This window comes from Flavobacterium magnesitis (assembly GCF_041729735.1).
GTDB classification, from domain to species: domain Bacteria; phylum Bacteroidota; class Bacteroidia; order Flavobacteriales; family Flavobacteriaceae; genus Flavobacterium; species Flavobacterium magnesitis.
The window spans coordinates 1-18,458 of record NZ_JBCFQK010000004.1 but is presented as its reverse complement, the minus strand read 5'-3'; the positions used below and the strand labels follow the sequence as shown (position 1 = coordinate 18,458).

Here is an 18,458-nt window from a genome sequence, read left to right as displayed (position 1 = left end):
CATAATTTTTTAGCATTAATAAATAATGAACTATCTCAAATATAGTAAAATATATGCTAAAAACCGAGACAAATAGTATTTTAAACTTCTATCAAAACAAAAAAACAGCTACCAAAATTGATAGCTGTTTCTTTTTTATTCTATTTTCTAGATTACGCTCCACACATTTCGCAATCCTCTGGACCACCTGCCTGAGCTTGAAGAATCATAGCTTTATATTCGTTAATATCAATTGCTTCCGTTTTTACTTCTTCAGCAGCAACTGGCTGTTCTTTTTTATCATTATTTAAGGTAAACTTAATTGCATCTACTGCCGATTTTGTTCTTAAATAATACATTCCTGTTTTCAATCCTGATTGCCAAGCGTAGAAGTGCATCGAAGTTAATTTAGCATAATTAGCATCTTGCATAAACAAGTTCAACGATTGTGATTGGTCAATAAAATATCCTCTTTGACGAGACATATCAATAATATCCTTCATTGACATTTCCCAAACCGTTTTATACAATTCTTTCAAGTCTTGAGGAATGATATCAATATTTTGAACAGAACCGTTGTGACGCATGATTTCTTGTTTCAAACTTTCGTTCCACAATCCGCGATCTACTAAATCGTGCAATAAATGTTTGTTTACCACAATAAATTCTCCAGATAATACACGACGTGTATAAATATTAGAAGTATACGGTTCGAAAGCTTCGTTGTTTCCTAAAATTTGAGATGTAGAAGCCGTAGGCATTGGCGCCACTAACAATGAATTACGAACTCCATATTTCATCACTTCTTTACGCAATGCAGCCCAATCCCAACGTCCTGACAACTCTTCGTCTTTCAAGCCCCACATATTGTGTTGGAATTCTCCTTGAGAAATTGGAGAACCTGGATAAGTTAAATAATGACCTTCTTCTTTAGCCATTTCCATAGAAGCGGTTACGGCAGCAAAGTATAAGGTTTCAAAAATTTCCTGGTTTAATTTCTTAGCTTCCTCACTTGTAAACGGCATACGCAACATAATGAAAGCATCGGCTAATCCTTGTACTCCTAAACCAATTGGTCTATGACGAAGGTTAGAATTTTCTGCTTCCTGAACTGGGTAATAATTTCTATCAATTACCTTGTTCAAGTTTCTAGTTACACGTTTAGTAACATTAAATAAAGCTTCGTGATCGAATTTTCCGTTATCAACAAACATTGGTAATGAAAGTGAAGCCAAGTTACAAACTGCAATTTCGTCCTTAGAAGTGTACTCCATAATTTCGGTACACAAGTTAGAAGAACGTATCACTCCTAAATTCTTTTGGTTCGATTTACGGTTAACTGAATCTTTATACAACATGTATGGCGTTCCAGTCTCAATTTGAGATTCCAGAATTTTCTCCCATAATTCACGAGCTCTGATGGTTTTTCTACCTTTTCCACGGTTTTCATAATCAATGTACATTGCTTCAAACTCGTCTCCATATACATCATACAATCCTGGACATTCGTTAGGACACATTAAAGTCCAAGCTGCATCGTCCTGCACACGTTTCATGAACAAATCAGAAGTCCACATCGCGAAGAATAAATCTCTGGCACGCATTTCTTCTTTTCCTGTATTCTTTTTCAAATCTAAGAATTCGAAAATATCAGCATGCCAGGTTTCGATATAAATAGCAAAACTACCTTTACGTTTTCCACCACCTTGATCTACATAACGAGCGGTATCATTAAATACTCTCAACATTGGAACAATTCCGTTTGAAGTTCCATTTGTTCCACGAATATAAGAACCTGTAGCACGAACGTTATGAATAGAAAGACCTATTCCTCCCGCTGATTGCGAGATTTTAGCGGTTTGTTTTAAAGTATCATAAATTCCATCAATACTATCATCTTGCATTGCCAAAAGGAAACAAGAAGACATTTGAGGTTTTGGTGTTCCTGCATTAAATAATGTTGGAGTAGCATGTGTAAAGAACTTTTTAGACATTAAGTCATAAGTTTCTAAAACAGCTGCTAAATCATCTAAGTGAATTCCAACAGCAACACGCATTAACATGTGTTGTGGTCTCTCAACAATTTTTCCGTTTATTTTCAATAAATAAGAACGTTCTAAAGTTTTGAAACCAAAATAATCATAATTAAAATCTCTGTTATAAATGATATGAGAATCTAGAAATTCTGAATTTTCTTGTATTACTTTAAACACTTCATCCGAGATTAATGGTGCTTTTTGACCGTTTCTTGGATTTACATAATAATACATTTCGGTCATTGTTTCCGTAAATGATTTTTTTGTATTCGAATGCAGGTTCGAAATTGCAATTCTCGCTGCTAATTGTGCATAATCCGGATGCGCAATAGTCATCGAAGCCGCAGTCTCGGCTGCTAAATTATCTAATTCTGACGTAGAAACTCCATCATACAATCCTTCAATCACGCGCATTGCCACTTTTACGGCATCCACTAAATCATTTAAACCATAGCAAAGTTTTTTAATTCTTTCTGTGATTTTGTCGAACATTACTGGCTCTTTGTGGCCGTCTCTTTTTACTACGTACATACATTTTTGATTTTGTAAAACAGAAAATCCCTTCGCTGTTTTTGGTTATTTGTAACATTTTTTTGCCACTAAGGCGCTAAGACACAAAGTGCTTATTTTTTCCACTCACGAAACCAAGTCTTTTCTTTGTGACTTAGTGTCTTTGTGGTAATTTTTTAAAAATCAGCATCGAAAGAAATTTTCTGAGCATCAGAATCATTACCCGTTCCGCTGTTCAAGACGCCTGATTTTTGATATTCAGATACTTTTTTCTCAAAGAAATTTGTTTTTCCCTGAAGTGAAATCATATCCATAAAATCAAATGGATTTGCAGTGTTGTACACTCTTTCGCATTCTAATTCTACTAACAATCTATCCGTAACAAATTCTAAATATTGAGTCATCAAACCTGAATTCATTCCTATCAAACTTACAGGAAGTGACTCAGTGATAAATTCTCTTTCAATATTCAAAGCATCAACAATGATTTCTTTGATTCTTTCTTTAGACACTTTGTTTACCAAGTGATGATTGTGCAAATGCACCGCAAAATCACAGTGAACACCTTCGTCACGAGAAATCAATTCGTTAGAAAAAGTCAAACCTGGCATTAAACCACGTTTTTTTAACCAATAAATAGAACAAAAAGCTCCTGAAAAGAAAATTCCTTCTACGGCTGCAAAAGCAATCAATCTTTCAGCAAAAGAATCTGATTCGATCCATTTTAAAGCCCAATCGGCTTTTTTTCTAATTGCTGGAAAAACGTCTAAAGCATTGAATAATTCGTCTTTTTCTGTTTCGTCTTTTACATAAGTATCAATCAAAAGTGAATAGGTTTCACTATGAATGTTTTCCATCATAATTTGGAAACCATAGAAAAATTTAGCTTCAGCATATTGCACTTCGTTCACGAAATTCTCTGCTAAATTTTCATTTACAATTCCGTCAGAAGCAGCAAAAAAAGCTAATATATGTTTGATAAAGTATTTCTCGTCCGAATTCAACTTATTGTTCCAATCGTGTAAGTCTTGAGATAAATCTATTTCTTCCGCTGTCCAGAAACTAGCCTCCATTTTTTTATACCATTCCCAGATATCATGGTGTTTAATAGGAAAGATTACGAAACGATTTTTATTCTCTTGTAAAATGGGTTCAATTTGCGACATCGGTATTTTATTTTAATGAGATTTAAGGATATTTTTTGCTTTTTGAAGCTTTACAAAGATTGTGAAATATTGCGGGAATTAAAAGTCAAACTTATTCACAATACCCTCTAGTTTTTAACAAAGATTAAAAACTAGTCTTCTTTTTACAAATTAACCAACTAATTAAATATCAATAAATTAAAAAATAAAAAAACAGGTAGAATACCGTAAAATATAGGATTTAAATAATACAAAACAAGAAAAAAATATTTTATTTTGACTTCGTTTTTTTCCATTCTTGAGCCACTGTTTCAAGCTCTAAATACCAATCTTCACCAAACCTTCTAATCAAAGCTTCTTTAACGAATTTATAAACTGGAACTTCTAATTCTTTACCTAATGAACAGGCATCATCACAAATATCCCATTTGTCATAATTAACCGCTGCAAACTCTGTAAAATCTTTTACTCGAATGGGATACAAATGACAAGAAACTGGTTTTTTCCATTCTACAAGCCCTTGGTTGTACGCTTGCTCCACACCACAAAGAGCGGTTTTTCCATCAAAAATCACATAAGCACAATCCTTATTGTCAATTAATGGAGTTTCCAGATCACCATCTGTTCCTTTTACCCAAGTACCCTGAGCTTCAATTGCAGCAATTCCTTCTTTGCGTAAAAAAGGTTTCACTTTAGGATATATTTGTTCCAAAATTTTAGTTTCCTCTTCACTTAAAGGTGCTCCAGCATCTCCATCAACACAACAAGCACCATGACAAGCGGATAAATTACAAACAAAATCCTTTTCTAAAATATCCTCTGAAACGATGGTTTTTCCTAATTGAAACATAACTTTAAAACACTAAATTATAAGCCACAAAGATAGGCTATTCTGTTATTAAAAACGAGAATAGCACAATGACAAAAAGGAAATTAACATTTTAAAAAAATCATACTAGAGTATCTCAAAAAATAATTTTATCTTTAATTCATTCTTTTCATTCAATGAATTCCTATATTAAAAACTAAAATCTTCCTTTGCTAAAAAAAATACTATGATGCAATTTGACCTAAAAGAAATTATCACAGTTGGAATGGTATTATTTGCAGTAATAGACATTGTAGGATCTATACCTATTATTGCAGATTTGAGAAACAAACACGGTCATATTGAATCTGAAAAAGCTTCATTAGTAGCCGGATTAATCATGCTTGTATTTCTTTTCATTGGAGAAGATTTCTTAAGCATTATTGGAATTGATGTAAGTTCGTTTGCAGTAGCAGGTTCTTTTGTGCTGTTTTTTATAGCCTTAGAAATGATTTTAGGGATTCGTATTTATCGTGATGAAGAAGCTAGCTCCGCTTCAATAGTACCTCTTGCATTTCCTTTAATTGCTGGAGCAGGAACTATGACAACCTTACTTTCTTTACGTTCTCAATTTCACACTATAAATATTGTAATTGCAATCGTACTGAACATCATATTAGTATACATCGTATTAAAATTATCTGCAAAAATTGAGAAAATCCTTGGAAAAGATGGCCTTGGAGTAATCCGAAAGGCTTTTGGAGTAGTACTTTTAGCTATTGCTGTTAAATTATTTGCCGCTAATGTTAAAGGTCTATTCGTATAAACTATTTTTTTATAATTTTACCCCATAATTTAGCCTGTAGCGACAATCTGAATTTTTATACAACACCCTGAATCAAGAAACAGATTTCTTTTTTAAAAAACTACAAGTCAAAATAAATATCATGAAAATCTTTACTAACATCTTAGTGTTTCTAGCAGCAGCTCTTGTTATTTTCAACATCACTCAATTGGATTTCAATAATTTATTTGGCGGAGACAATGCAGTAGCTTTTATTGGAATTGCTGCTTCTTGTTGTGCCATCCTAATTCTAGTGATTTTTAGAATGTCTAAAAAAATAGAAGATAAAATGAATGACAAATAATAAACTTTATGTTTGACGTACTTATAATTGGAGGTGGAGTTTCGGGAATGTCATGCGCTTTAGTTCTTGGCTCAGCCAAAAACAAAAGTTTTGTATCTGATAAAAAAATCGGCATATTTTCACATCAAAAAGCATCCTCTCTTCAAGACGCCTTATTCAATAATGCTTATGGAATTCCTGCGGGAAAATTAGGCTCTGAATTACTTAGTGAAAGTACCGAACACCTAAATCAAACGTATCCTCACATTACACAAATTCAAAACGAAAAAGCACTTCGTATTGAAGGAGAAGCTGATAACTTTACAATAATTACCAATAAAAATAGTTACAAAACTAAAGCGATTGTAATAGGCATTGGATCAGCAAATACATTTGCAATCGAAGGATTAATGCAATATGTAATTCCGCATCAAAAAGCACTTCCTGAAAAACAAAGAATACAATTAAAAAACAGCGATCATAAAGTAGCTGAAGGCATTTACGTTATTGGAACATTAGCCGGATGGAGAAGCCAGCTTGCTATTGCTGCCGGAAGTGGCGCAGCCGTTGCCACCGATATTCTTACTTTATGGAATAACGGAACGCAAACTCACGCTCACGATAGCATTCGATAAACAAAACAAGTTTGTTATTTTTTACTCAACACCTTCTTAAGCATAACATCTTCTTTCAAAACAATATCATAATACGCATTTTCGCCGTACAATTGTTTCGCAAATTCTGCATTGATATATCGTTTTACCACTGATTTGCTTTGTTCTAATCGAATTCCTTTTACATGTTTAGAAATAAATTTTTCGAAAAGATTAAAATACAAATCTGTTGCATTCATCTTGCTTAGAAATTGTTCAAACGTAAGATCTTTAAAAATGTTTCTATTTTTATCCAATTGTTCGAAAACAAAATTTCCTAAAATACCCGATTCCATTAAATAAGCAGTTGCTTCATCGGCATTTTCAAATTCGATTGGCACAAAAACATCTGGAACAATTCCGCCACCACCGTAAACAATTTTCCCTTTTGGCGTTTTAAATTTTAAAGTATCTGCTATTTTTATACTGTCTTTATCATACAATTCGCCATTTCTAAAACGCAATTCTGATTCTTTAAAATATTGCTCAGCTCCTTTAACATAAGGCTTTTGAATCGATCTTCCTGTTGGCGTATAATAACGAGCTACAGTCAACCGAACAGCCGAACCATCTTCAAAATCCATTTCGCGCTGTACCAATCCTTTTCCAAAAGAACGTCGTCCCACAATAGTTCCTCTGTCATTATCCTGAACTGCACCTGCAAGAATTTCGCTGGCTGAAGCTGAATTTTCGTTAATTAAAACAAACAATTTACCCGTTTCAAAATCGCCTTTTTTAGTAGCAAATGTTTTATCGACTCTTCCTTTTTTATTTTTTGTAAAAACAATCAACTTTCTATCAGCTAATAATTCGTCCGCAATGGCAATGGCTTCTTCCATGTAACCGCCTCCATTATCACGAAGATCAATTACTAGAGATTTAGCACCTTGATTTTTAAGTCGGGTTAAATTAGATTTAAATTCCTTGTAGGTTGTCTCAGCAAAACGATTGATTTTAATGTAAGCTGTAGACGAATTTAACATCAAACCAACATCTACACTTTTAAGCGGAACAACGCCACGCTTTATAGTAAACTTAATGTTTCTCTTTTCGGATTTTCTATAAACAGTCAAAACTACTTTGGAACCTTCTTTTCCTTTCAACTTTGTATACAAAGAATCGGTTGGTAGTTTTCGTCCGAATAGTTTTGTTCCATCGGCATATAAAATTCGGTCTCCGGGTTTGATTCCTGCTTTTGCCGAAGGGCCATTTTCTATAGATTGAATAATAGCAACCGTATCTTTAAAAATATAAAAACGCACGCCAATACCCACAAAATCGCCTTTCATGTTTTCAGCAACTTCTACTTGTTCACTTGGCGGAATGTAAACCGAATGTGGATCTAATTGCGCTAAAATATTATCGACTGTTTTATCGACAATAGAATCTGTATCTAATTCATCAACATATTCATTATCTATAAAATCAATTAACTGATTGAGTTTTGCCTTAGAATTACTAGTAACCAAAAAATCATTTTGATTAAAAAACTGCAACGATCCACCAATAAATATCCCAATAGCCAGGATGATACTAATATAAACGGGTATGTATTTATAATTTATTTTCACTTTTTTCTTCTAATTCTGGAATATGATCCACAATTACACCTGCTTTTTTTAAAAATTGAATTCCAGAATCGTCACGATATCCGTTTTGATACACCACTCTTTTAATTCCAGATTGATGAATTAATTTGCTACATTCTTTACAAGGAGAAAGTGTAATATAAAGTGTTGCTCCTTCGCAGGATTGAGTCGATCTTGCTACTTTAAGAATCGCATTGGCTTCGGCATGCAAAACATCCCATCGGGTTAAACCTTCTTCGTCTTCGCAGCAATTATCAAAACCAGAAGGCGTTCCATTATATCCATCCGAAATAATCATTCTGTCTTTTACAATAATAGCTCCTACTTGCTTGCGTTTACAGTAAGACAAAAGTCCCCACTCCTTAGCAATACGGAGATAGGCTTTATCGTATTTATTTAATTTTCTTTGTTCCATAATTTATCGTAACCAAATTTTATTCCCTATAATAATTGGCAAAACTACTCCAATAATAAATGCTGACATAACCAATGTCCAATCTCTTTTAGAAAATCTAAAAACGGTTTGAACAATATAAGCTATAATTAAAACAATAAGAACTACCACTAACTGTCCCACTTCGATACCTAATGCAAATTCTAGCACAGCAAGCAACTTAGAAATTGATGTTCCGCGATGAATGGAATTAAAAGTATTCAAAAACCCTAAACCATGGATAATTCCGAAGAAAAGCGTAATAAAGAAAACCAAATTAACACTTTCTTTCTTGCCGGATTTCCCTGCCGTAAAAAGATGAAACAAGGCGACTATTAAAATTGTAAACGGAATTAACAATTCAACTACAGCCACTTTAACTGTAATAATACCATAAATTGACAATAACAAAGCTACAGTATGACCAAGAGTAAATGTGCTGACCAGTACTAAAATTCGTTTCCAGTCTTTAAACGAAAGCGGAATTGCGAGTGCAATTAAAAACAAAATATGGTCGTAGGAATAGATATTTAAAATATGTTTTAATCCTAATTGAAAGTAGATTAAAAATTGGGACATCATTATGCTATTTTATTGATAAAGGAATGTAAACTTACGATTAATTTTGAAACCTCTCTATCCAATTTGGTAAATCCTTTAGAACAATTTATCATTATACCAGAGCTATTGAACTTAAACGCAAAAGCATTCGTATTATTTAGCTTATCTCGTTAAATAAAATTCAAAAGAAAATTAATAATTTAAAAATTGAATTATATTTGCCGAATAAAAAAACACAATAATTATGTCATTTTCAGATTTATTTGATAGCGAATTTAAACAAAGAAATAAGGGGCATTTCTCTGCGATTGTTCGTATTGCTCTAGCTGATGGTATTGTATCTGCTGAAGAAAAAGGTTTCTTAGACAAATTAGCCACGAAACTTGAAATTGCCCCTTCAGAGTATGAAGAAATTTTAGAAAATCCAGCGATTCACCCAATCAATCCTCCTTATTTGTACACTCAAAGAATAGAGCGTTTATATGATTTAGCCAGAATGGTTCATGTGGATCACCAATTAGGTGACAAACAAGAAGTAATTTTAAAGAAAATTGCAGTTGGTTTAGGATTTACACCTGGTAACGTTAATTATATTATTGCAAAAGCCTTATCTTTAGTAGACAAAAAAGTAGATTTTGATACTTTTGCTTACGAAATGCAAAATATGCACAAATAATCCTATTTGTTTCCATAATGAAAAAGCTCTTGATTTCTCAAGAGCTTTTTTGTTTTATTAATCCTGTATCACTTTTGCAGGACTAGAGACTGATAAGTGGAATATTGAATGATTTATAAATACCTCAATTTACAGCCATGGATTTATTTCTGGTATTTTTAATCTTTAATTAATACCAAACTCAATTTCCCATGTTGCTCTTGTGAATCATTTGCAGAAATTTCATATGTATAATTTCCTTTTTCAAGTGGAATTTCTCCAACATAATCAATTGGTTGTAATGTATATGTTTTTCCGTCAATTTGTAATTCAACAAATGCATAACTATAAGCGGTATCAAATATTTTATATACCGTATTCTGTCCTGGGACAATATTCTCAAAATTCACATCATCGGTTGAAGTATTTACTTTGATATTTTGGAAATTAAATTTACTCGCATTCGACAATCGAATCCTTAATTCGGATGTATCATCATTGGAACAACCAAATAAACCTACAGTCATTATAACTAAAATCAATATTTTCCTCATAAATTCTATTTTATTTAAAAGATATTGAAAATATAAAAGGTTGCGTTGAGAAAATAAAATATTATGATTGTTTTGCTTTTAACATAAATTCTTCTGCCTTAGTTACCATGTTGTAACTTCCGCAGAAAAACGGCACACGTTCGTGCAATTCCGTTGGTTTAATTTCCATTATTCTTTTAAATCCATCCGAAGCTTTTCCTCCAGCTTGTTCAGCAATAAATGCCAGTGGGTTGCATTCGTACAACAATCTTAATTTCCCTTTAGGGGCTTTAGAACTTGTAGGGTAAATATAAATCCCGCCTTTTATCATATTTCTATGAATATCCGAAACTAAACTACCAATATATCTTGAAACATAAGGTCGATCTTCTTCTTCAGATTGGCAATATTTAATATAATCTTTAACTCCTTGAGGAAACTGAATGTAATTCCCTTCGTTGATAGAATAAATATGTCCGTCTTTAGAAAATTTCATATCAGGATGCGAAAGGTAAAAAGTACCAATGGCTGGGTTTAAAGTAAAACCATTTACACCATGACCTGTTGTATAAACTAACATGGTTGATGTTCCGTAGATTACATATCCCGCAGCAACTTGCATGGTTCCTGGTTGTAAAAAATCTTCTATTGTAACTGGTGTCCCTACTGGAGTTGTTCTTCTATAAACCGAAAAAACTGTTCCTACTGAAACATTTACATCAATATTAGACGAACCGTCTAAAGGATCCATTAAAACCACATATTTATTTTTATGTCCTTTATCGTTTCCTTCAACAGTAATAAAATCATCATTTTCTTCGGATGCAATTCCGCAAACAATTTCACGGTTTTTTAAAGTTTGAATAAAAACTTCATTTGCATACACATCTAATTTTTGCTGATCTTCTCCTTGAATATTTTGTTCACCTGCTGCTCCTGTAATATCAATTAAGCCCGCTTTATTTACTTTATAACTCACCACTTTTGCGGCTAAACGTATTGAATTGATTATTCGAGATAATTCACCCGATGAATATTGAAATGCTTTTTGATTTTCAATAATAAATTCTCCTAAGGTTTTACTGCTTTCTTCCATTACGAAATCGATATAATTTGAATTTGAAGTCACAAATATCGTTTTTTTTGTGATAATGATTCAATAAAACTTACTTAGTTTGTCAGTATTGTATATTTGCTAAGGATTTACAACGTAATAGAATTTCAACACAACTTATTGTGAATTTTCAAAGCCTAATTATACGAATTTATGAATATTAGAGTTGGTCAAAAAGACGATATGACGGCTGTTCTTAGCTTAATTCAAGAATTAGCCGATTTTGAAAAAGAACCTGATGCTGTCAAAATAACAGTAGACGATTTGATAAGAGATGGTTTTGGTCCCCAACCGCTGTTTCATGTTTTTGTTGCCGAAGTAGAATCGGAAGCTAGCAAAAATGAAGACACGAAAGAAATTGTGGGTATTGCGTTCTATTATTACCGCTATTCTACTTGGAAAGGAAAAATAATCCACCTTGAAGATTTGGTAGTAAAAAACAACATGAAAGGCAAAGGAATTGGCTATGCTTTGTATTCAGAAATTATCAAACAGGCTGAAAAAGATAAGGTAAAAAGAATTGATTGGAATGTACTAGACTGGAATACACCGGCAATTAATTTTTACGAAAAAACAGGTGCTAAAGTATTAAAAGAATGGCATGTTGCTCAAATGGATGAAGCAGGAATTGCCGATTTCATTAAGAATAAATTGAAATAAAAATTAGAAAATAATAAATATATAACAAATAACGACTTTAAAATTTCAGCGATAAATCTGAAATCTGAAGTCTGAAATCTTAATTTAAAATGAAAGTATTTAAATTTGGTGGTGCATCTGTAAAGGATGCTGCCGGAATAAGAAACGTGTACGACGTTTTACAAAAAGCAGGTTACGAAGATGTATTATTAGTGGTTTCGGCAATGGGGAAAACTACTAATGCACTGGAGTTAGTAATCAAAAACTATTTCGATAAATCGACTGAACTGAGTGCATCAGTACAAGAGATAAAAAAATACCACAATCAAATATTATTGGATTTATTCGAAGATGATAAACATGAAGTATTTGAAGCGGTAAACACCCTTTTCTCTGATTTAGAATATTTCTTATCACATAACAAATCACCAAATTATAATTTTGTTTACGACCAGATTGTAAGTTATGGTGAGTTGATTTCGACTACAATTTTAAGTCGTTTTATGAGTTTCATGGACATTAAAACCGAATGGATTGATGTGCGTAATTACATTAAAACAAATGCTAATTACAGAGATGCAGAAGTGGATTGGGAATTGACTCAAAAAAATATTGCTAATAATTTCAAATCGAAAGTATTAAACATTACTCAAGGATTTTTAGGTTCTGACGAAAATAATTTCACTACTACTTTAGGTCGTGAAGGTTCAGATTACACGGCTGCTATTTTTGCTTATTGCTTGAATGCCGAAAGTGTTACGATCTGGAAAGACGTTCCTGGAGTGATGAATGCTGACCCAAGGTATTTTGAAAACGCTAGTTTGTTAAACCAAATATCTTATAGAGAAGCAATCGAATTAGCCTTTTACGGTGCAACAGTAATTCACCCAAAAACATTACAACCTTTACAAAAAAAGGAAATTCCTTTGCTTGTAAAATCATTTATTAATCCTTTATTAAAAGGAACGGTTGTAAGCAAAGGAGCTGCTTTAGAGCCATTCATGCCTTGTTTTATTGTAAAAAGAGAACAATTATTGATTTCGCTTTCTTCTATCGATTTTTCATTCATTATGGAAGAAAATATCAGCGAGATTTTTGCTTTATTCCACGAATTTAAAATTAAAGTAAACTTAATTCAAAACTCGGCTATTAGTTTCTCTGTGTGTGTGGAAGACAAGTTTGGTAACTTTAAAGATTTACTTGCAATTTTGTCTAAAAAATTCAAAGTAGGCTACAACGAAAATGTTACTTTGTACACCATTAGACACTTTAACGAGACTGCTGCTCAAACAGTGGTAGAAGGAAAAACAGTACTCTTAAAACAATTAGGTACTGAAACGATGCAAATTGTAACCAAAGAAAACTAAACGTTTTTTATATATTTTCTAAAAGACACTGTGTTTTACATTAAACATAGTGTCTTTTTTTTGCCTCACCCCAACCCTCCTAAAAAAAGATTATTTTTACTTCTCAATGGTCTAAAATCCAATCTAAGATTGATAATTAGATTAAGAAATAATAACTTAATAGTTTGATAATTCTTAAGCTGGCTAATAAAAACTTTGTTTAACTATTTTTATCATTTAAATGAATAAAAAATGAATTTAAACACTCCTAGTAAAACAATTTTAGTAGCACCATTAAATTGGGGTTTAGGTCATGCAACGCGATGTATTCCTATTATTAAAGCACTACAAGACAACAACCACATTCCTATTATTGCTTCAGATGGAATAGCTTTGGACTTATTAAAAAAAGAGTTTCCTTATCTCAAATTCCTTGAATTGCCCTCTTACGAAATAGAATATGCTAAAAATGGCAAATATTTTAAATGGAAACTGCTAAAAAATTGTCCTAGAATGATTGAAGCCATTTTAGAAGAAAAAAGATTAGTCAAAAAATGGGTTAAAAAACATGATATAGACGGCATTATTTCTGACAACAGACTTGGCGTATTCAGTAAAAAAGTACCTTCGGTATTTATCACGCATCAACTGAATGTAATGACTGGGAACACTACGTGGATTACTAGTTTGTTACATCAAAATATTATAAAAAAATATACGGAATGCTGGGTTCCGGACACCATTGGCTCGCCTAATTTAGCGGGTGAATTAAGTCATTTAAAAAACCCTGACTTAAACATCAAATACATTGGCCCGTTGAGCCGAATGAATCCTAAAAAAGTGGAAAAAAAATATGATTTAATGATCATACTTTCTGGCCCTGAACCACAAAGAGGATTACTAGAAGAGAAATTGAAAAAAGAAATTTCTTTTTATAATGGGAAGATACTTTTTATAAAAGGAATTATAGAAAAAGAGCAAGTAAAAGAACAAAGAGACCATGTTACTTTTTATAATTTCATGCACAGTCGCCAGCTTGAACAAGCTTTAAACGAAAGTAATACTATTATTTGCCGCTCAGGATATACTTCGATAATGGATTTATCAAAACTGAATAAAAAAGCTTTTTTTATTCCTACTCCAGGACAATATGAGCAAGAATACTTAGCTAAAAAATTAAAAAAAGAAGGTCTTGTTCCTTACATCGAACAAAACCTCTTTACTATTAAAAATTTAAATGAAATTGATAACTACAAAGGACTTTCTGAAATAAAATCCGATTTAAATTGGCCAGAAATTTTTAATGTATTTTTAAACGAACACTAATCAACCACATTACATGGTCGATTAGTGCGTTTAAAACGTTACCCTAAATAACCCCCGTTATAGGATAACCATACAAAAACTAACCTAACTAAAAACTTAGTTATTCTATAGAAACAATTACAAACTCACTTCGTCTGTTGGCTTGATGTTCTTCTTCAGTACATTCAACACCATCAGCACATTTGTTTACTAATTGAGATTCTCCGTAACCTCTGGCAGCCAAACGTGATTTGTCAATCCCGTTTTGAATCAACCATTCTTTTGTTGAAGCAGCTCTTCTTTCAGAAAGCCTTTCATTGTATGCTGCTGTATTTCTACTATCAGTATGCGAACGGATATCAATTTTAATCATTGGATTTTGCACCATAACGTCTAAAATCTTAGATAATTCTAAAGCCGCATCCGGACGGATATTAAATTTATTTAAATCGAAATAGATGATTTTTATTCCAAATACTTTAGCAATATCATCTCCAACAGTTACTTTTTTAAGTGTTTTTTCTATTGTAATAGGAACAATTGTTTTTCCTGTATTATCAGTAATTGTTGTAGCAATTTCATCTGTATTATACTCTTCCTTTTCTGTTTTAATATAATATTTAGCATCGCAATCAACCTGACCGAAATCAAACTCTCCTTTATCATTTGTAGTAGTTGATTTTAACAGTTTATAGCTACTACTATATAAGCTTACTTTAGCATTGGCAATCAGTTCACGCGTTTCTAAATCAGATACTGTACCTTCTAAAAATTGTTCACATGGATATTCTATTGGTCTGTTTTCCTTAACTTTGTAAATATCATCTCCTCCTACACCACCATCTCTGTTAGAAGTAACATAACCGATTTTAGTTTCTATATTAAACAATAAAGCGAAATCGTCTTTAGAACTATTTAAAGGTTCACCTACATTTAAAACATCAGTAAAAGTTCCATCTTGCCTTGCTTTTGAAACAAATACGTCCATTCCTCCTAAACCTGGATGACCGTCAGAAGCAAAATAAAGTTCATTCTTTTTAGTGATAAAAGGAAAAGTCTCCCTTCCTTCAGTATTGATTCCTTTTCCTAAATTTTCTGGAGTTCCATAAGTTCCATCTTCATTGATACTTACTTTGTAAATATCCGATTGTCCTATAGTTCCAGGCATGTCTGAAGCGAAGTATAAGGTCTTTTCGTCAAAGCTCAGCGCTGGATGTGCTACACTGTAATTGTCACTATTAAAAGGCAATTCGGTAACATTTTCCCAATTTTGTCCATTTAAAGTTGCTTTGTAAACTTTCAATAAAGTGGTTTGATTATCATCTTTTCCTTTTTTTCCCTTATTGTAGTTATTTCGAGTAAAATAAACTGTTTTAGCATCCTTAGTAAAAACTGGCGTAGACTCATGAAACTTCGTATTCAAGTTTTTAAATGCTCTTTTTACATCTTTCAAAAAACCATCAGAATCAATGCTAGCCTGATACAAATTAGTAAAACCTTCTCCTGTCCAAGGATCCATACGTTTTACAAAATTTCCAGTATCACGAGCAGTAGTAAAAATTAAATTCCCGTTGTAATAGGAACTTCCATAATCAGAATATTTTGAATTGATTCCAGCATTTTCAATATCATATCGGCCTGAATTTTTTTTAATAACTTCAAGATAATCTTTTTGAGTACTGGCTAGTTTAGCTCTCAAATCGTTACCGTTTTCTTTATTAAATTTTGCCATCATCTCATCTGCCTTTTCGTATTCTTTAATCGATTTTAAAGACTGAGCATAACGGTAATAACATTCGGGAGCGACAATTGTTTCTGTAGCAAACAGCTCTTTGTAATACTTTGCTGCATTTTCTAAATCACCATTAAAATAATAAGCATTGGCAAATTTCAATAGCATATCTGGCGACTTATATCCTCTTTCATACATGCGTTCGTATGTTTTGATTGCGTCAATATAAGCGAATCTATCGTACTCTTTATCTGCTTTGCTATCCTTAGAACTTACCTGTGCTGTGAGTTGTAAAGCAAAAAAGCTAAACAATAATATGGATATGTAATACTTTTTCATAAGCTATTTATTTTAGAAAAATCTTGGAGTTATTATTCTTCTTTGAACATTAAATAGTTCAAAGCGTAAGAATATTTCATGAGAACCTGAATTATAGTTCTCTAAACTGGTTGTGTCAAAATCATAACTATAACCTACAAGTAGTCCATCTGTAATTTGAATTCCCGCCATCGCTGTTGCAGCAGCACTCCATCTCCAAGAAAGACCTAATGAGAATTTATCTTGCAACAGCACATTAGCTGCCACATCTACTTGCAAAGGTGCTCCAGACACCATTTTAGTCAGAACACTTGGTTTTAATTTGACAGTTGGACTTACATCAAAAACATATCCTCCCATTAAATAATAATGTAACTTATCGTTAATCGCAGTTGAAGTGTTGTCATCAAAATGTTTTATCTTCAAGAATCTTGGAACCGAGAAACCTAAATACAACTTATCAGAATGGTAGTAAACACCAGCTCCTATGTTTGGAGAAAAAGCATTATCGATATTGTTTTGAAATCTTGGATTATTCAAATCATAACGATTTAGCTTAGTATAATCTACATTTAATAAGTCTGCAGAAGCTTTTATACCAAAAGACAAATCGTACTTTTCAGATGTTGGAATCGTATAAGATAAATCTGCAGAAATGTTGTTTTGATCCGAAGCCCCAATCTTATCATTAACAAATGAAACTCCAATACCTAATCTTGAATTTTGTATTGGTGAATTGATAGAAAATGCATTTGTAGTAGGTGCACCATCTAATCCTACCCATTGTGTACGGTGTAACCCAAAAATACTTGTTACTCCTCGACTACCAGCATAAGCAGGATTAATATTAATGGTGTTATACATATAATGTGTGTATTGCGAATCTTGTTGGGCAAAACCAGACACCATTACTAACAACAGAAGTATTATTATAGAATTTGTTTTCATACTATTAATTTTAATTATTCTAAAAGAACCTTTCTTTTTCGTATTCTGCATTTATTAATCATTAATTAAATGCAGGTAGCCTGATTTGTTATTGCCTTTACCATCTTTATCTACATAATTGATTATATAGAAATAGGTTCCATCTGCTAACCCTTTTGATTGATTTACTGTTACTCTTCCTTCAGAAATTCCTCTAAAGGCTTTCGTATTGTTGTCATAACCATTAACCTCATACACTTTTACACCCCAACGGTCAAATATTTGAACTGTATTATCTGGATAACAATCTAATCCTCTGATGTATAAAATTCTCTCATACTCTGTTCCTGAATTTGGCGAAACAGCATTGAATATGGCTAATTGACAACCATCTACATCTATAACAGTAAAGCCATCTTCCAGTGGACTGGTATCATGTGATAAATCCTGAACCACACTTCCTAATGGAGTTGTACCAAACACTGTAGCTTGATTACTAACATTTCCTGCTATGATATCAGCCTGAGTAAGTACATACGTTGAAGAGAAAGTAGTACTGTCCATAGCTCCAATTGGTAAGTCAATTGTTCCTGAATTCATACCTAAACCAACCATTGCATCTTGAATCCATACATTAGACAATGGAACATCTCCCATATTCATAATAGTGTATTCATATCTAATAGTCTCCCCTATCTGAGCTAGTCCATCTTGATTTTCATCTTGTAATTCACCTTTTAGTATTAATGCGATTTTTCCATTTTCTGGTAAATCTGTAACTGTTGGCTCATCATTATCTACTGCTGTTCCTGAGATATCCTCAACATCAACTCCTTTTGGATCTTGTCCTTTTGCGATAGCCGTATTAGTTACTTTCCTAGCATCAATATCAGCCTGAGTGATAGCGTAATCTTGTGTTACTACTCCTGTTGCTGATGGTGCTAAAGTTGATGGAACTAATGCTAAATTAGTCACTCCTAGTTTTGCATCATTGATTACAATATTATCTACTGTTACGTTTCCTGTATTGGTTACTGTAAAGGTGTAC

At 32.6% G+C, this 18,458-nt stretch carries 18 protein-coding genes; 7 read left to right on the top strand and 11 right to left on the bottom strand.

The window, feature by feature from the left end:
* Nucleotides 1-152 precede the first annotated feature (152 nt).
* From AAGV33_RS04030 to AAGV33_RS04020, 3 genes are all read right to left on the bottom strand, one after another.
* The gene (locus tag AAGV33_RS04030) at nucleotides 153-2,546 is read right to left on the bottom strand and encodes a ribonucleoside-diphosphate reductase subunit alpha (protein WP_373390666.1); all 2,394 of its coding nucleotides are present in this window, start codon (nucleotides 2,544-2,546) and stop codon (nucleotides 153-155) included.
* A gap of 155 nt (nucleotides 2,547-2,701) precedes the next feature.
* Nucleotides 2,702-3,691, bottom strand: coding sequence for a ribonucleotide-diphosphate reductase subunit beta (locus tag AAGV33_RS04025; protein ID WP_373390665.1), 990 nt, complete (start codon nucleotides 3,689-3,691; stop codon nucleotides 2,702-2,704).
* A 250-nt stretch (nucleotides 3,692-3,941) separates the two neighbouring features.
* Nucleotides 3,942-4,520, bottom strand: a complete 579-nt coding sequence (locus AAGV33_RS04020; RefSeq protein ID WP_373390664.1) for a DUF3109 family protein — start codon at nucleotides 4,518-4,520, stop codon at nucleotides 3,942-3,944.
* Between the two features lie 205 nt (nucleotides 4,521-4,725).
* Between AAGV33_RS04020 and AAGV33_RS04015 the strand changes: the two genes are divergently transcribed.
* The 3 genes from AAGV33_RS04015 (at nucleotide 4,726) to AAGV33_RS04005 (ending at nucleotide 6,240) form a co-directional block, all read left to right on the top strand.
* Nucleotides 4,726-5,304 carry a MarC family protein gene (locus AAGV33_RS04015; RefSeq protein WP_373390663.1) on the top strand — a complete coding sequence of 193 codons (579 nt, stop codon included), beginning with the start codon at nucleotides 4,726-4,728 and terminating at the stop codon, nucleotides 5,302-5,304.
* Nucleotides 5,305-5,425: 121 nt separating this feature from the next.
* A complete protein-coding gene (locus AAGV33_RS04010; RefSeq protein WP_373390662.1) occupies nucleotides 5,426-5,626 on the top strand; it encodes a hypothetical protein in 201 nt (66 codons plus the stop codon).
* An 8-nt stretch (nucleotides 5,627-5,634) separates the two neighbouring features.
* Complete coding sequence (locus AAGV33_RS04005) at nucleotides 5,635-6,240, top strand: FAD-dependent oxidoreductase (RefSeq protein ID WP_373390661.1); 606 nt, start codon at nucleotides 5,635-5,637, stop codon at nucleotides 6,238-6,240.
* 14 nt (nucleotides 6,241-6,254) lie between these two features.
* Here the strand turns inward: AAGV33_RS04005 and AAGV33_RS04000 are convergent, their stop codons facing one another.
* The 3 genes from AAGV33_RS04000 to AAGV33_RS03990 are packed head-to-tail and all read right to left on the bottom strand — an operon-like array spanning nucleotide 6,255 to nucleotide 8,859.
* Nucleotides 6,255-7,829 (bottom strand): S41 family peptidase, encoded by a 1,575-nt coding sequence (locus AAGV33_RS04000; RefSeq protein ID WP_373390660.1) that lies wholly within the window; start codon nucleotides 7,827-7,829, stop codon nucleotides 6,255-6,257.
* Nucleotides 7,813-8,262 carry a deoxycytidylate deaminase gene (locus AAGV33_RS03995; RefSeq protein WP_373390659.1) on the bottom strand — a complete coding sequence of 150 codons (450 nt, stop codon included), beginning with the start codon at nucleotides 8,260-8,262 and terminating at the stop codon, nucleotides 7,813-7,815. Before AAGV33_RS03995 ends, AAGV33_RS04000 begins: the two co-directional genes overlap by 17 nt.
* A gap of 3 nt (nucleotides 8,263-8,265) precedes the next feature.
* Nucleotides 8,266-8,859: a HupE/UreJ family protein gene (locus AAGV33_RS03990; RefSeq protein WP_373390862.1), complete on the bottom strand. Its 594-nt coding sequence runs from the start codon at nucleotides 8,857-8,859 to the stop codon at nucleotides 8,266-8,268.
* Nucleotides 8,860-9,085: 226 nt separating this feature from the next.
* Between AAGV33_RS03990 and AAGV33_RS03985 the strand changes: the two genes are divergently transcribed.
* Nucleotides 9,086-9,517: a tellurite resistance TerB family protein gene (locus AAGV33_RS03985; RefSeq protein WP_373390658.1), complete on the top strand. Its 432-nt coding sequence runs from the start codon at nucleotides 9,086-9,088 to the stop codon at nucleotides 9,515-9,517.
* Between the two features lie 158 nt (nucleotides 9,518-9,675).
* Here AAGV33_RS03985 and AAGV33_RS03980 read toward each other — a convergent pair whose 3' ends face one another.
* Together AAGV33_RS03980 and fbp are read right to left on the bottom strand one after the other, a co-directional pair.
* Nucleotides 9,676-10,050, bottom strand: coding sequence for a hypothetical protein (locus AAGV33_RS03980; RefSeq protein ID WP_373390657.1), 375 nt, complete (start codon nucleotides 10,048-10,050; stop codon nucleotides 9,676-9,678).
* 61 nt (nucleotides 10,051-10,111) lie between these two features.
* A complete protein-coding gene (gene fbp / locus AAGV33_RS03975; RefSeq protein ID WP_373390861.1) occupies nucleotides 10,112-11,125 on the bottom strand; it encodes a class 1 fructose-bisphosphatase in 1,014 nt (337 codons plus the stop codon).
* A gap of 171 nt (nucleotides 11,126-11,296) precedes the next feature.
* Between fbp and AAGV33_RS03970 the strand changes: the two genes are divergently transcribed.
* From AAGV33_RS03970 to AAGV33_RS03960, 3 genes are all read left to right on the top strand, one after another.
* On the top strand, nucleotides 11,297-11,803 hold the full coding sequence (locus tag AAGV33_RS03970) for a GNAT family N-acetyltransferase (RefSeq protein ID WP_373390656.1): 507 nt from the start codon (nucleotides 11,297-11,299) through the stop codon (nucleotides 11,801-11,803).
* A gap of 89 nt (nucleotides 11,804-11,892) precedes the next feature.
* The gene (locus AAGV33_RS03965; protein WP_373390655.1) at nucleotides 11,893-13,149 is read left to right on the top strand and encodes an aspartate kinase; all 1,257 of its coding nucleotides are present in this window, start codon (nucleotides 11,893-11,895) and stop codon (nucleotides 13,147-13,149) included.
* A gap of 231 nt (nucleotides 13,150-13,380) precedes the next feature.
* Nucleotides 13,381-14,454, top strand: coding sequence for a glycosyltransferase (locus AAGV33_RS03960; RefSeq protein ID WP_373390654.1), 1,074 nt, complete (start codon nucleotides 13,381-13,383; stop codon nucleotides 14,452-14,454).
* Nucleotides 14,455-14,554: 100 nt separating this feature from the next.
* Here AAGV33_RS03960 and AAGV33_RS03955 read toward each other — a convergent pair whose 3' ends face one another.
* The 3 genes from AAGV33_RS03955 to AAGV33_RS03945 all read right to left on the bottom strand — a co-directional run.
* On the bottom strand, nucleotides 14,555-16,504 hold the full coding sequence (locus AAGV33_RS03955; protein WP_373390653.1) for an OmpA family protein: 1,950 nt from the start codon (nucleotides 16,502-16,504) through the stop codon (nucleotides 14,555-14,557).
* A gap of 12 nt (nucleotides 16,505-16,516) precedes the next feature.
* A complete protein-coding gene (locus AAGV33_RS03950; RefSeq protein WP_373390652.1) occupies nucleotides 16,517-17,431 on the bottom strand; it encodes a PorP/SprF family type IX secretion system membrane protein in 915 nt (304 codons plus the stop codon).
* 54 nt (nucleotides 17,432-17,485) lie between these two features.
* Nucleotides 17,486-18,458: gliding motility-associated C-terminal domain-containing protein (locus tag AAGV33_RS03945; RefSeq protein ID WP_373390651.1), on the bottom strand; the 973-nt coding region annotated here is incomplete at its 5' end.